13 protein-coding genes are annotated in these 12,286 nt (G+C 59.7%); 10 read left to right on the top strand and 3 right to left on the bottom strand.

Annotation, left to right across the window (positions count from 1 at the left end; translation table 11 throughout):
- The first annotated feature begins 7 nt into the window (after positions 1-7).
- Both FHT78_RS04445 and FHT78_RS04450 read left to right on the top strand, forming a co-directional pair.
- Positions 8-1,057, top strand: coding sequence for a glycosyltransferase family 4 protein (locus FHT78_RS04445; protein ID WP_183741047.1), 1,050 nt, complete (start codon positions 8-10; stop codon positions 1,055-1,057).
- Positions 1,058-1,109: 52 nt separating this feature from the next.
- On the top strand, positions 1,110-1,904 hold the full coding sequence (locus FHT78_RS04450) for a hypothetical protein (protein WP_183741049.1): 795 nt from the start codon (positions 1,110-1,112) through the stop codon (positions 1,902-1,904).
- A gap of 58 nt (positions 1,905-1,962) precedes the next feature.
- Here the strand turns inward: FHT78_RS04450 and FHT78_RS04455 are convergent, their stop codons facing one another.
- Positions 1,963-2,430 carry an Lrp/AsnC family transcriptional regulator gene (locus FHT78_RS04455; protein WP_183741051.1) on the bottom strand — a complete coding sequence of 156 codons (468 nt, stop codon included), beginning with the start codon at positions 2,428-2,430 and terminating at the stop codon, positions 1,963-1,965.
- A 230-nt stretch (positions 2,431-2,660) separates the two neighbouring features.
- On the opposite strand from FHT78_RS04455, the gene trxB reads away from it, so the two are divergent.
- The 6 genes from trxB (at position 2,661) to FHT78_RS04485 (ending at position 8,614) form a co-directional block, all read left to right on the top strand.
- Entirely contained in the window at positions 2,661-3,635 is a 975-nt protein-coding gene (gene trxB / locus FHT78_RS04460; RefSeq protein ID WP_183741053.1) for a thioredoxin-disulfide reductase, read from the top strand.
- A 22-nt stretch (positions 3,636-3,657) separates the two neighbouring features.
- Complete coding sequence (locus FHT78_RS04465) at positions 3,658-4,554, top strand: LysR family transcriptional regulator VtlR (protein ID WP_183731448.1); 897 nt, start codon at positions 3,658-3,660, stop codon at positions 4,552-4,554.
- A 576-nt stretch (positions 4,555-5,130) separates the two neighbouring features.
- Positions 5,131-5,424: a metalloregulator ArsR/SmtB family transcription factor gene (locus FHT78_RS04470; protein ID WP_007824305.1), complete on the top strand. Its 294-nt coding sequence runs from the start codon at positions 5,131-5,133 to the stop codon at positions 5,422-5,424.
- Positions 5,425-5,426: 2 nt separating this feature from the next.
- Entirely contained in the window at positions 5,427-6,593 is a 1,167-nt protein-coding gene (locus tag FHT78_RS04475) for an MFS transporter (RefSeq protein WP_183741055.1), read from the top strand.
- Positions 6,594-6,618: 25 nt separating this feature from the next.
- Entirely contained in the window at positions 6,619-7,743 is a 1,125-nt protein-coding gene (locus FHT78_RS04480; protein WP_183741057.1) for an alkene reductase, read from the top strand.
- Between the two features lie 73 nt (positions 7,744-7,816).
- Complete coding sequence (locus FHT78_RS04485; RefSeq protein WP_183741059.1) at positions 7,817-8,614, top strand: aminoglycoside phosphotransferase family protein; 798 nt, start codon at positions 7,817-7,819, stop codon at positions 8,612-8,614.
- Here the strand turns inward: FHT78_RS04485 and FHT78_RS04490 are convergent.
- On the bottom strand, positions 8,611-9,630 hold the full coding sequence (locus tag FHT78_RS04490; RefSeq protein WP_183741061.1) for an NAD(P)H-binding protein: 1,020 nt from the start codon (positions 9,628-9,630) through the stop codon (positions 8,611-8,613). The two genes, FHT78_RS04485 and FHT78_RS04490, sit on opposite strands and share 4 nt — an antisense overlap.
- A gap of 89 nt (positions 9,631-9,719) precedes the next feature.
- On the opposite strand from FHT78_RS04490, the gene FHT78_RS04495 reads away from it, so the two are divergent.
- Positions 9,720-10,628 (top strand): LysR family transcriptional regulator, encoded by a 909-nt coding sequence (locus tag FHT78_RS04495; protein ID WP_183741063.1) that lies wholly within the window; start codon positions 9,720-9,722, stop codon positions 10,626-10,628.
- 36 nt (positions 10,629-10,664) lie between these two features.
- Here FHT78_RS04495 and FHT78_RS04500 read toward each other — a convergent pair whose 3' ends face one another.
- Positions 10,665-10,946 carry a DUF2188 domain-containing protein gene (locus FHT78_RS04500; protein ID WP_183741065.1) on the bottom strand — a complete coding sequence of 94 codons (282 nt, stop codon included), beginning with the start codon at positions 10,944-10,946 and terminating at the stop codon, positions 10,665-10,667.
- A gap of 237 nt (positions 10,947-11,183) precedes the next feature.
- Between FHT78_RS04500 and FHT78_RS04505 the strand changes: the two genes are divergently transcribed.
- Positions 11,184-12,278, top strand: coding sequence for a calcium:proton antiporter (locus FHT78_RS04505; RefSeq protein ID WP_183741067.1), 1,095 nt, complete (start codon positions 11,184-11,186; stop codon positions 12,276-12,278).
- Positions 12,279-12,286: the final 8 nt, after the last annotated feature.

Here is a 12,286-nt window from a genome sequence, read left to right on the forward strand (position 1 = left end):
GCAGCCAGTGCCGGATATCAGTGACGTCGAGATCATCGCGCCCAACCTGAAACGCCGGCTCTCCGGCGTCACGTCGACGATCGTCCAGCTCATCCCCTGCCAGATCCGGCTGGGGATCCGGATCGCGGCCCTCGGCCCTGGCCTGCCGCCGGAACTTCCCCGTTTGAAATGGCCGCAACTATCAGGCCTCTGGCGTCCGCCGGCCGGACGGCGCCATCGCGTCTGGCACGCACGACGCAACAATGAAATGGCGGCTGGCATTCTGATGCGCCACGTGCTGCGCATTCCGCTGAAGCTCGTCTTCACCTCCGCCGCCCAGCGCCGTCACACTTCCTACACTCGCTGGCTGATCCGCCAGATGGACGCCGTCATCGCCACCAGCAGCCGTTCCGGCTCCTTTCTCAAAGTGCCGCATACGGTCATCCAACATGGTGTCGATCTTACGCTCTTCCATCCGCCGAAAGGACCTGACGATACGATCGCCGCGACCGGCCTGCATGGCCGCCATCTCGTCGGCTGCTTCGGCCGCGTGCGCCATCAGAAGGGCACGGACCTTTTCGTCCAGGCGATGATTGCGCTGTTGCCGCAACATCCGGACTGGACAGCGGTCATTTCCGGCCGCGTCACCCCGGAACACGTCGCATTCGCCGACAAGCTGAAGGCCGATATCGCCGCAGCCGGCTTGACCGACCGCATCGTCTTCATCGGAGAGGTGCCTGACATCAAGGTCTGGTATCGCCGCCTGACGCTCTATGTCGCCCCATCCCGCAACGAGGGCTTCGGCCTGACGCCGCTGGAGGCCATGGCTTCGAAGACACCGGTCGTGGCATCCGACGCCGGTGCTTACGCAGAAATGATCGTGCCCGGAGAAAACGGCGTCATCGTGCCACCAGGCGATGGCGATGCGTTGACGGCAGCCATCGCCACCTATCTTGCCGATCCTGCCCTCGCCATCGCGCAGGGCGAAACAGCGCTGGCTCACGTGCGGGAAAATTTCGCGCTGGAAAAGGAAGCGACAGCGATCAATAGGATTTACCAGCAACTTCTCGGCGCGTAAGCCGTTCGTCAGACTATGGCAACGGGCATATCAGGGAGGTAGAGACACCTAGATGTCGACCGCAAAAGATAACGAAAACCTGGTCAACGTGCTCTGCATGAAATGGGGGACGCTTTACGGTGCCGAATACGTCAACAATCTCTACCGCGGCGTCAAACGACACCTGAAGCGGCCGCATCGCTTTGTCTGCTTCACCGACAATACCGCCGGTCTCTACGAGGGTATCGAAACCTTCCCCCTGCCCGAACTCGGCCTGCCCGCCGGCTCCAGGGATCGCCGCTGGCAGAAGCTTGCGCTTTTCCGCCGCGAGCTTGCCGATCTCAAGGGCATCGCCCTCTTCCTCGATCTCGACCTCGTCATCGTCGATGATCTGGAGCCGCTCTTCCAGCACCCCGGCAAGTTCCTCATCATCCGTGACGACGATCTCTTCCGCACAAAGCCGCTGCGCAAACTCAACCCAGCCCGCGATAAGTTCCTGGCGTCGGTCGGCAACAGCTCCGTCTTCCGCTACGAAATCGGCGCCCATGCCTATATTCTCGACACCTATCTCGCCGATCCGGCGGCCGCCATGTCGAAATATGAGATCTCACAGCAGTTCCAAAGCGCACAGCTCGAAGCGCATGGAAACCTGCAATACTGGCCGCGCGAATGGTGCGTGAGCTTCAAGAATGCCTGCGTGCCCCGCCACATCAGGAGCTTCTGGCGCGATCCAAAGCTGCCGCCGGACGCCAAGATCGTCGTCTTTGCCGGCAGCCCGAAAATGAGCGAGGTTTTTGAAGGCGGCGGACAGAAATGGTATCGCCGCATCGGCAATACCGATTGGCTGAGCAAGGCCTGGCGCGGGTAAACCGTCTCAATCCGCATTCGGGACGGAAAACGGCTTCGCACTTTTCCTGGAAATGCTTCTACAGTTCAACGAGCCCGAGCTTCTTCACCTGCCGGATCGTCAGCATGGTGCGAACGGTATCGACGTGTTCGTTGGCAGTCAGCACTTCGATGACGAAGTCCTGGAAACGGGTGAGGTTTTGGGCCACGCAATGCAGCAGAAAATCGCTGTCGCCGGAAACCATCCAGGCCTGACGCACGAGCGGCCACTCGGAGGTGGCGGAGGCAAAGGCCTTCAGATTGGCTTCGGACTGATGCTTGAGGCCGACCATGCAGAATGCGACGAGATCGAGCCCGAGCTTCGGGCTGTTCAGCATCGCGTGATATCCTTCGATAATGCCAGCCTCTTCGAGCTTGCGCACCCGGCGCAGGCAGGGCGGCGCTGAAATTCCCACCCGGTCGGCAAGTTCCACATTGGTCATGCGGCCGTCCGACTGCAGTTCCCGCAATATCTTTATGTCGATAACGTCAAGTTCAGCGCGAACCACGCTTAAGCCTTTCTTTAATTCCTCGCGCGCAGCTTCTATATAAAGCTACGGAATACGCAAGAAAGTTTCATTCCAATGACGGAATCTTGCACAGCGCCTGCATTTGCCTTGTTGGTAATGCAAGGCTGCCCTTGAATAAAAGCATTGGTCGTTCATAAATGGCGCAGGGATCGCGAAACGGCCTCATTCGCCTCTTAGCCGCCGCATCCTGCCAGTCGAAAGGAAATTCTATGTCTGCCCGCCATACCAAGGTGCTCATTATCGGTTCCGGACCTGCCGGCTATACGGCAGCGGTCTATGCCGCGCGCGCCATGCTGAAACCGGTTTTGATCGCCGGTCTGGAACAAGGCGGCCAGCTCATGATCACCACCGATGTCGAGAACTATCCGGGCTTTGCCGATCCTATACAGGGGCCCTGGCTGATGGATCAGATGCTGCAGCAGGCTCAGCATGTCGGCGCCGAAATCGTCAACGACCTCGTGACGGAAGTCGACCTCAACCAGCGCCCCTTCGTTGCCCGCACTGATAGCGGCCAGGTCTGGACTGCCGATACGCTTGTTATCGCGACCGGCGCCAAGGCCAAGTGGCTCGGCATCGAAAGCGAGCAGCATTTCCAGGGTTTCGGCGTGTCCGCCTGCGCCACCTGCGACGGCTTCTTCTATCGCAACAAGGATGTGATCGTGGTCGGCGGCGGCAACAGCGCCGTTGAAGAGGCGCTTTATCTCTCCAATATCGCGAAGTCGGTCACCGTCGTGCACCGCCGCGACAGCTTCCGTGCGGAAAAAATCCTGCAGGAACGTCTCTTCTCCAAGGAAAATGTCAAGATTCTCTGGAATACCGAGGTCGCCGAGATCACGGGCACGCCGGCAAAGCCCCCCATGCCGCCGTCCGTATCCGGTGCTCGTCTGCGCGACACCCGCACCGGCGCCGTCACCGAGGTCACCATTGACGGCGTCTTCGTGGCGATCGGTCACGCGCCGGCAACCGAGCTCTTCAAAGGCAAGCTGAAGCTGAAGGACAATGGCTATCTCTGGACCGCACCGGATTCGACCGCGACCAGCGTTGAGGGGGTCTATGCCGCAGGCGATGTGACTGACGATACGTTCCGCCAGGCGATCACCGCCGCAGGGATGGGATGCATGGCCGCCCTCGAGGCAGAACGTTATCTGACGGGCCACATGCCCGTTGCCGTAGCAGCGGAGTAACAGTGGCATGAGGGGTGGGGGAATGCCATTGGACTGGGACAAGCTGCGTATTTTCCACGCAGCTGCCGAAGCCGGATCGTTTACGCATGCGGCCGACAAGCTGCATCTGTCCCAGTCGGCTATTAGTCGTCAGGTCAGCGCGCTTGAGCAGGATGTGGGCACCAAGCTGTTCCATCGCCATGCGCGTGGCCTAATCCTCACCGAACAGGGCGAGCTCCTTTACCGCACGGCCCATGACGTGCTGCTGAAGCTCGAAACCGTGAAGATGCAACTGACCGAGACGACAGAAACGCCGTCCGGCAAGCTGCGCGTCACCACGACAGTCGGCCTCGGCCAGGGATGGCTGACCGACAAGATCCAGGAATTCCTGCAGCTTTATCCTGACGTCCAGATCCAGCTCATCCTCGACAACGAGGAAGTGGATGTGAACATGCGTCATGCCGATTGCGCCATTCGCCTTCGCCAGCCGCAGCAGTCCGATCTCATCCAGCGCAAGCTCTTCACCGTGCATATGCACGTCTATGCGGCCCCATCCTACATCAACCGTCATGGCGAGCCGCAGAAGATCGAGGATCTCGACAATCATCGCATCATCACCTTCGGCGAACCGGCGCCAAATTATCTGCTTGACGTCAACTGGCTGGAAATCGCCGGCCGCTCGTCGGACAATAAGCGCATTCCGCATCTGCAGATCAACAGCCAGACCTCAATTAAACGCGCCTGCCTGCTCGGCATCGGCATCGCCTGCCTGCCGGATTATATCGTCGGCCGCGACCCAGGTCTTATCCAGCTGGCAATCAACGCAGACGTCCCTTCGTTCGACACCTATTTCTGCTATCCGGATGAGATCAAGAACGCCGCCAAGCTGAAGGCCTTCCGCGATTTTATCGTCAGCAAGGCACGCAACTGGAACTTTTGATTTCCACTTTTATGGAAGGAATTTCAAATCATGCAACCCACGCATGACTGACATGCACAAAAATGGGTTGTTGTTTGCTCATTAAAGCACCATATCGCTCACAGCTGATGCACACGGTGGCTTTTCCTCCCAGTTCCACCGCATTAGCTGTTCCCCTCTGGAGGTTTTTGACCTTCACACTTATAAGGGCCCTGGTTTTCCGGTGGCCCTCTTTTTTTGCCCGATTTTTGCTTTTTGCCTCAATTTTTCTCGGCGGATACCGCAGTGCGGAAAAATTTTGTGCAGCGCATAGCTGACATGCACAAAAGACTATTGAAAGCTGCACAAAGAAGCACCATATCGCTCATAGCCGATGCATTTCGTGGCTTCTCTCCCAGTGCCACAGCGTTGGCTGTTCCCCTCTGGAGGTTTTTGACCTTCACACTTAAAAGGGCCCTGGTTTTCCGGTGGCCCTCTTTTTTTGCTTAAAATTTAAGCGAGCCGGGAAAATCGTCCGCTCACGCCTCCGTGATTTGCATATCGAAAATCGTCGATCCATATATCGAGAAAATCCGATTTATAGTTCGATAAACGACGATGGACAAAGACGAGATTCTCAAGGCTCTGGCCAACCCTGCCCGGATGGACATCCTCAACTGGTTGAAGAACCCGGAAGAACACTTTCCGACGCAGGAGCACCCGTTTGAAATGGGCGTCTGCGCCAGCCAATTCGAACGCTGCGGCCTTTCCCAGTCCACAGTTTCCGCCCATCTTGGTACCCTTCACCGCGCCGGGCTCGTTACCAGCAAGCGGGTCGGCCAGTGGATCTTCTACAAGCGCAATGAAGAAACGATCGCTGCCTTCCTCCAACAGTTAAAGCAGGATCTGTAGCCATGCCCCTAGCCCTGCTCGTTCTCGCCCTGAGTTCCTTCGCGATAGGCACCACCGAATTCGTTATCATGGGCCTTCTGCCCGAAGTCGCCGCCGACCTCTCTGTCACGATCCCCGAGGCCGGCTGGCTGGTAACGGGTTATGCGCTGGCTGTCGCCCTCGGCGCCCCCGTCATGGCCGTCTCCACTGCCAAGCTGAAGCGCCGCTCGGCGCTCGTCATGCTGATGGCCTTCTTCATCGCCGGCAACCTGCTCTGCGCCATCGCACCCAACTACTGGGTGCTGATGATTGCCCGCATCGTCACCGCCCTCTGCCACGGCGCCTTCTTCGGCATCGGCTCGGTCGTCGCCGCCAATCTCGTCGGCGAAGACCGCAAGGCCCGCGCCGTCGCCCTGATGTTTACCGGCCTGACGCTCGCAAACGTGCTCGGCGTGCCCCTCGGCACTGCCATCGGCCAGGCCTTCGGCTGGCGCTCCACCTTCTGGGTCGTTACCGCAATCGGCATCCTCACCATTGCCGGCCTGATCGCCATCTTGCCGAAAGACAAGAAGGAAGAGCAGAGCAGCATCCTGCGTGAAATTGCAGCCTTGCGAAACGTCCGCCTCTGGATGGCGCTCTCGGTCACCATCTTCTTCTCGGCCTCGATGTTCACGCTTTTCACCTATATCGCCCCACTGCTACGCGACATAACGGGTGTCTCGCCGCAAGGCGTGACCTGGACGCTGTTCCTGATCGGTGTCGGCCTCACGGTCGGAAACCTCATCGGCGGCAAACTCGCCGACTGGCGCCTCGGCACAGCTCTTGCCGCCATCTTCGCCGCAATCGCACTGACCTCGGCGATCTTCTTCTATACGAGCCGCTTCGTCGTCCCCGCCGAAATCACCCTCTTCCTGTGGGCCGCCGCCACTTTCGCCGCGGTTCCCGCCCTGCAGGTCGGCGTCGTCGGCTTCGGAAAGGGTGCGCCGAACCTCGTCTCGACCATCAATATCGGCGCCTTCAACACCGGCAATGCGCTGGGCGCCTGGGTCGGTGGCATGGTCATCGATGCCGGGTTCAACCTTGACCGCGTTCCCCTCGCCGCTGCAGCCATGGCTCTCATCGGTCTTGTGGCCACGGCACTCACCTATCTCTCCGGCCGGGAGCAAGCCGCCTCCGCTGCCGCCGAGTGATCCCCCCAAGCAGAAAGGACCTTCCATGGCCAAGCTTTTCCAGCCGACACAGGTCGGTGACATTGCCCTCAAGAACCATATCGTCATGGCGCCCCTCACCCGTAACCGTTCGCCGGGCGCAATCCCGAACGATCTCAACGTCGAATATTATCGCCAACGCGCCACGGCCGGCCTCATCATCACCGAAGCGACCGCCATCACGCATCAGGGCCAGGGTTATGCCGACGTTCCAGGCCTCTACAGCAAGGAAGCCCTTGATGGCTGGAAACGCGTGACGGACGCCGTTCATGCCGAAGGCGGCAAGATCGTCGTGCAAATGTGGCATGTCGGCCGTATTTCCCACACCGCGCTGCAGCCGAACGGCGGCAAGCCGGTCTCATCGACCAACCGGATCGCGAAGGCCAAGACCTACCTCGTCAACGCTGACGGCACCGGCGCCTTTACCGACACTTCCGAGCCCCGCGCACTCGAAGCCTCCGAAATCCCCGGCATTATCGAGGATTACCGCAAGGCTGCCCGTGCTGCGATCGATGCCGGCTTCGACGGTGTCGAAATCCACGCCGCCAACGGCTATCTACTCGACCAGTTCATGCGCGACGGCGTCAACGACCGCACCGATGAATATGGTGGCCCGATCGAAAACCGCACCCGTTTCACCTTCCAGGTCGTCGAAGCCGTGACCAGGGAAATCGGCGCCCGCCGCACCGCAATCCGCATTTCGCCGGTCACCCCCTCGGGCGAATCCTACGATTCCAACCCGCAGGCGCTCTTCACGCATGTTGTCGAAGGCCTCGCCAAGTACGACCTCGCCTATATCCACATCGTCGAAGGTCAGACCGGCGGCGAGCGTGACTATCGCCAGGGCGACAATCCGTCCTTCGATTACAAGGCGCTGCGCACTGCCTATGAGAAGGCCGGCGGCAAGGCTGCCTGGATGGTCAACAACGGCTATAATAGAGACATGGCGATCGAAACCGTCGAAAACGGCACGGCCGATGTTGTTGCCTTCGGCAAGCCCTTCATCTCCAATCCCGATCTCGTCGAACGCCTTGCAAAGAACCTGCCGCTCAACACGCCGGACCAGTCCACCTTCTACGGTGGGGGCGCAAACGGCTACGTCGATTATCCGGCACTCGAAAAGGTCGCCTGATCGTCATCGATAAACGGAAATCCCGCCATCCCGCGGGATTTCCATTTCCGGACATTGCCGCTAGCATACCCCCATGTTCTCGCCCTATCTCGAACGCTGGTCGTTAACATCAGACGGCGAACCTATCATCACCCACTCAAGCCGTCTCCTGCCGGTCACCTGGAAGGGAAAGCCCGCCATGCTGAAGGTTGCGACCGACAGCAGCGAGCGCGAAGGCGCTTTGCTGATGAAGTGGTGGAATGGCGATGGCGCAGCCCAGGTCTATGCGCAAGAAGATGACGCTGTGCTTCTGGAGCGAGCAGTGGACAAATATTCGCTGCTGGAAATGGCGCTGAACGGCCAGGACGATGAGGCAAGCCGCATCATGGTGCAGACGGCGGCGAGGCTGCATGCCCCGCGCCCCGCTCCTCTTCACGATTCCCCAACGCTCGAACGCTGGTTTCGCAGTCTTGAGCCGGCAGCGCGCGCCCATGGCGGCACTTTTGTCGATAGTTGGAAGATCGCGAGCGATTTGCTCGCGGCGCCACAGCAGCTCAGCATCCTCCACGGCGACATACACCACCGCAACATCCTCGACTTCGGCGACCGCGGCTGGCTCGCAATCGATCCGAAGAGGATCTATGGCGAGCGTGGCTATGACTTTGCCAATATCTTCGCCAATGAAGAACTGCCGACGACGACGGATCCCAAACGCCTCCAGCGTCAGCTTCCGATCGTTTCCAAGGAAGCAGATATCGAGCCGTCAAGGCTGTTGAAATGGATCGCGGCCTATTCCGGCCTCTCCGCCGCCTGGTTTCTTGAAGATGGCGACCATGTCTCCGCGGAAAAGCCTCTGACGGTCGCCCGCATCGCGCTCTCAGAACTTGCCTAGCGCGCCTTTTCCGCCTTCGCGAGAGGCACTTTCGTCTCACGCATCTCCGGCAGCGAGCCCTGCGCAATCAAAGTCGTGCGTACGGCTTCGTCGATCGGCGTATGCGGCTCGGTTCCGAGTTCGGTCACCAACCCGTCATTCTTCATGCGCAGCGGCGTTTTCCAGAGATAGCGCATCTCCTTCATCTCCCGCATCAGCGTCATGAAAGGAGCAAGCAACGGCACGATGAACCAGGGGAAACGGCCGATCTTCGCCTTGCCGCCGGCAACACGCCGGACTGCCTCAGCCATCTGCCGGCCATCGCCATCCCAGAAACCGTTCATGTGATAGCACGCGAAAGCCGGCAGCCGCTCGGCCCGCTCGACGAGCTGCACCATGGTCTCGGCGACATCGGGCAAATAGGCCCAATGGTGCCCGATACCCGGCAGCGCCGGATTCCTGATCGTACCAACTGGCTTGCCCGGCGTGGCGAAAGCGGCTGTGAACCAGCTATTGCTGGTGGCGCCTGGTCCGAAGAAATCGCCTGCGCGGACGACGATAACGCCGGTTCCGGTCTCGGAAACAGCCTTCAGACGCTTCTCCATCTCGACACGGATCTTGCCCTTTTTCGTCACCGGATGCTGCGGACTATCTTCCGTCACGACTGGAAAGACATCCGGACCGAAATTATAGACAGTGCCCGGCAGCAGGATGCGTGCACCGGCGGCGCGGGCCGCGGCGATCGTATTGTCCAGCATCGGCAGAACCAGCTTCTCCCAGTCGCGATAGCCGGGAGGATTGACGGCATGAACGATGAGTGCAGCACCTTCCGCCGCCTTGCGAATATCAACCGGATTCATCGCGTCGCCCTGCACCCACTCGAAGCCCTGCCCGCTGGCAGATGCCTTGGCGGCATTGCGGTTGAGCGCCCTGATCGTCCAGCCGCGTGCCTGCAGCTTGCGGACAACCGCGCCGCCGATGCCGCCAGTCGCACCGAGAACGAGCGCCAATTTCTTATCCTGATATTCGCTGCTCATGATCATCTCCTTGTTCGACGAGACGACTATGTCTTGAGCCAAGGGTAAACAAAATTGACGAAGTATGTACAGCTGCTATACATAAATACATGAACGTTGAACCGTGCTGGGATTTCTACCGTTCGTTCCTTACCGTGCTACGGCACGGATCGCTCTCGGCCGCCGCCCGCGAACTCGGCCTGACACAGCCGACGGTCGGCCGCCATATCGATGCCCTGGAAGAGGCTGTCGGCGCCGAGCTTTTCACCCGCTCGTCAAACGGCCTGCTGCCGACCGATATCGCGCTCGATCTCCAGCCCTATGCCGAAACGCTGGCAACGACGGCCGCCGCGCTTCTGCGCACGGCATCCAGCCGGCGCGACAAGGTGGAAGGCACCGTGCGCATCAGCGCCAGCGAAGTGATCGGCATCGAAGTGCTGCCTCCGATCATCGCCGATCTGCAGGAAGCCTACCCACTACTGCAGGTGGAGCTGTCGGCCTCCGACACGCTGGAAGATCTCATGAACCGGGAGGCCGATATTGCCGTGCGCATGGCCGAGCCGCAGCAAGACGCACTGCTGGTACGGCGCATCGGCGATATTCCGCTCGGCTTCCACGCGCATCGCCGCTATCTGGAACGCCACGGCACGCCGCAGACCATGGCGGAGCTTTCCGGTCATCGCATTATCGGCTTCGACCGGCAGACCGCCTATATCCGCATGATGCGCAGGCTGTATCCGGCAGTTGACGAACTCACAGCTTCCTTCCGCACCAGCAATCATCTCGCCCATCTGGCCGGCATCCGTGCCGGCATAGGCATCGGAATCTGCCAGACGGGGCTTGCCCGCCCGGGCTCTGATCTCGTCCATATTCTGGCGGATGAATTCGATATCCCTCTCGGCACATGGGTCGCGATGCACGAGAGCCTCAAGACCTCCCCGCGCTGCCGTGTCACCTTTGACGCTCTGGTCAAAGGTCTGCTGAATTATATCAAGTCATGCAAGGAAACGCGCGCCTGACGACGCGCTGAAAGACTTCAGGAAATCGGCTGGAGATCACGGCTCTGGGGAAACTTCGGGCGAATGGCCCTTGGTAAAGCCGTCCACGACCTCAGTCTCGGGGCGATCGCCACCTTCGGCATATTCCTCGTGCCACTTACCCTGGGCATCCTGCCAGCTGATCTCAGCGGAATCACCGCCGACCTGCTGCTCGGCCGCAACAATGCGGGCCGCTTCAAGCGCTTCGGAATGGCTCGGAAATGCCTCGGAATAGACGTCCCCAAGCTTGTAGGCCCAGCCGCCGTCATGCGGTACGACTTCGTAGACCACCTTGACCATGCGTTGTCTCCTCTTCTTCTCGCCACGCATCCGTAGGCTCCGGATCATGTCCGGTCCAGCGCGGGCCGCTTGAGAAGATTTCCAGGACGCCGCGATCTGGGTTCCGGCTGCCGTATGAAAAGCAGTATTTCATTAATCGTCACAGACTGCAAATTTCATCAGTGGGGAGTCTGCTTGCATAGAAAAATCACCGGCTTAGACTCGCCGAGGGAATCAAAATCGGCGCTGGTGGTAGAGATGGCATTGCATCTTAAGGAAGAGAAATTCTTGATTGTGGCGGTCGTCGTCGCCGTCATCGCCTATTGGCTGGAACATTCAGTCGTGGAAGCGGGCCGGGGCGTAGCGCTTGTCGCAGCCGCCGCTCTGATTGTGACCATCGTATTCGCCTCCATGCGTGTCGCCCATCACGCGGAACTGCTGGCCGTTAAGGTCGGCGATCCCTACGGCACGATGATCCTGACGCTCTCCGCTGTTGCTGTGGAAGTCATTATCCTCGCCATCATGATGAGCGGCGAGGAGACATCGCCGACGCTGGTGCGCGACACGATCTATTCGGCTCTCATGCTCGACATCAACGGCATCCTCGGTCTAGCTGCCCTACTCGGCGGCCTGAAGCATGGCGAGCAGCCCTATAACGACAATTCCGGCAAGACCTATGGCGTGATGATCCTGACCGCCATGGGCATATCAATGATCGTTCCGGAATTCGTGCCCGGCAATAAATGGCACTATTATTCCGGCTTCACCATCATCGCCATGATCGCGCTCTACGGCCTTTTCCTGCGCATGCAGGTCGGCCAGCACAGCTATTTCTTCTCCTACAGCTATCCGCGCTCGGAGAGACAGAAGGAACATCCCGACGAACATGAAGGAGAGGGATCGGTCGCAGCCTCGATCACCATCATCCTCATTGGCGTGGTCATCATCGGTGCGCTCGCCGAGTTCATGTCAGGCTTCATGAGCGAGGGCCTGCGGGATAGCGGAGCACCCGTGGCGGTGACCGCCATCGTGGTGGCCGCCATCTCCGCCGCACCGGAAATCCTGACCGCTCTGAGGGCGGCTTTGCGCAACCGCATGCAGGCAACCGTCAACATTGCCATGGGCGCCTCTCTCTCGACGGTCATCCTCACCGTGCCGGTCATGGAAGCGATCGCGCTCTATACCGGCCAGCCATTCATCATGGCCATGTCGCCGGTCCAGACAGTGATGGTCATGGTCACGCTGATCGCCGCGGCTATCAATCTGAATGACGGCGAGACCAATGCCATCGAAGGCATGACCCATTTCATCCTCTTCGCCACCTTCATCATGCTGACGGCGATCGGACTTTGAACCTGAAA

The sequence above is a fragment of the Rhizobium sp. BK196 genome (assembly GCF_014193255.1).
Taxonomy (GTDB): domain Bacteria; phylum Pseudomonadota; class Alphaproteobacteria; order Rhizobiales; family Rhizobiaceae; genus Rhizobium.

Excerpts from the sequence above, each read along its gene's own strand:
- FHT78_RS04495 (WP_183741063.1), top strand. The coding sequence starts at position 9,720 with ATGAACGTTGAACCGTGCTGGGATTTCTACCGTTCGTTCCTTACCGTG.
- FHT78_RS04480 (WP_183741057.1), top strand. The coding sequence starts at position 6,619 with ATGGCCAAGCTTTTCCAGCCGACACAGGTCGGTGACATTGCCCTCAAG.
- trxB (WP_183741053.1), top strand. The coding sequence starts at position 2,661 with ATGTCTGCCCGCCATACCAAGGTGCTCATTATCGGTTCCGGACCTGCC.
- FHT78_RS04470 (WP_007824305.1), top strand. The coding sequence starts at position 5,131 with ATGGACAAAGACGAGATTCTCAAGGCTCTGGCCAACCCTGCCCGGATG.
- FHT78_RS04465 (WP_183731448.1), top strand. The coding sequence starts at position 3,658 with ATGCCATTGGACTGGGACAAGCTGCGTATTTTCCACGCAGCTGCCGAA.
- FHT78_RS04490 (WP_183741061.1), bottom strand. The coding sequence starts at position 9,630 with ATGAGCAGCGAATATCAGGATAAGAAATTGGCGCTCGTTCTCGGTGCG.
- FHT78_RS04475 (WP_183741055.1), top strand. The coding sequence starts at position 5,427 with ATGCCCCTAGCCCTGCTCGTTCTCGCCCTGAGTTCCTTCGCGATAGGC.
- FHT78_RS04505 (WP_183741067.1), top strand. The coding sequence starts at position 11,184 with ATGGCATTGCATCTTAAGGAAGAGAAATTCTTGATTGTGGCGGTCGTC.
- FHT78_RS04500 (WP_183741065.1), bottom strand. The coding sequence starts at position 10,946 with ATGGTCAAGGTGGTCTACGAAGTCGTACCGCATGACGGCGGCTGGGCC.
- FHT78_RS04485 (WP_183741059.1), top strand. The coding sequence starts at position 7,817 with ATGTTCTCGCCCTATCTCGAACGCTGGTCGTTAACATCAGACGGCGAA.
- FHT78_RS04450 (WP_183741049.1), top strand. The coding sequence starts at position 1,110 with ATGTCGACCGCAAAAGATAACGAAAACCTGGTCAACGTGCTCTGCATG.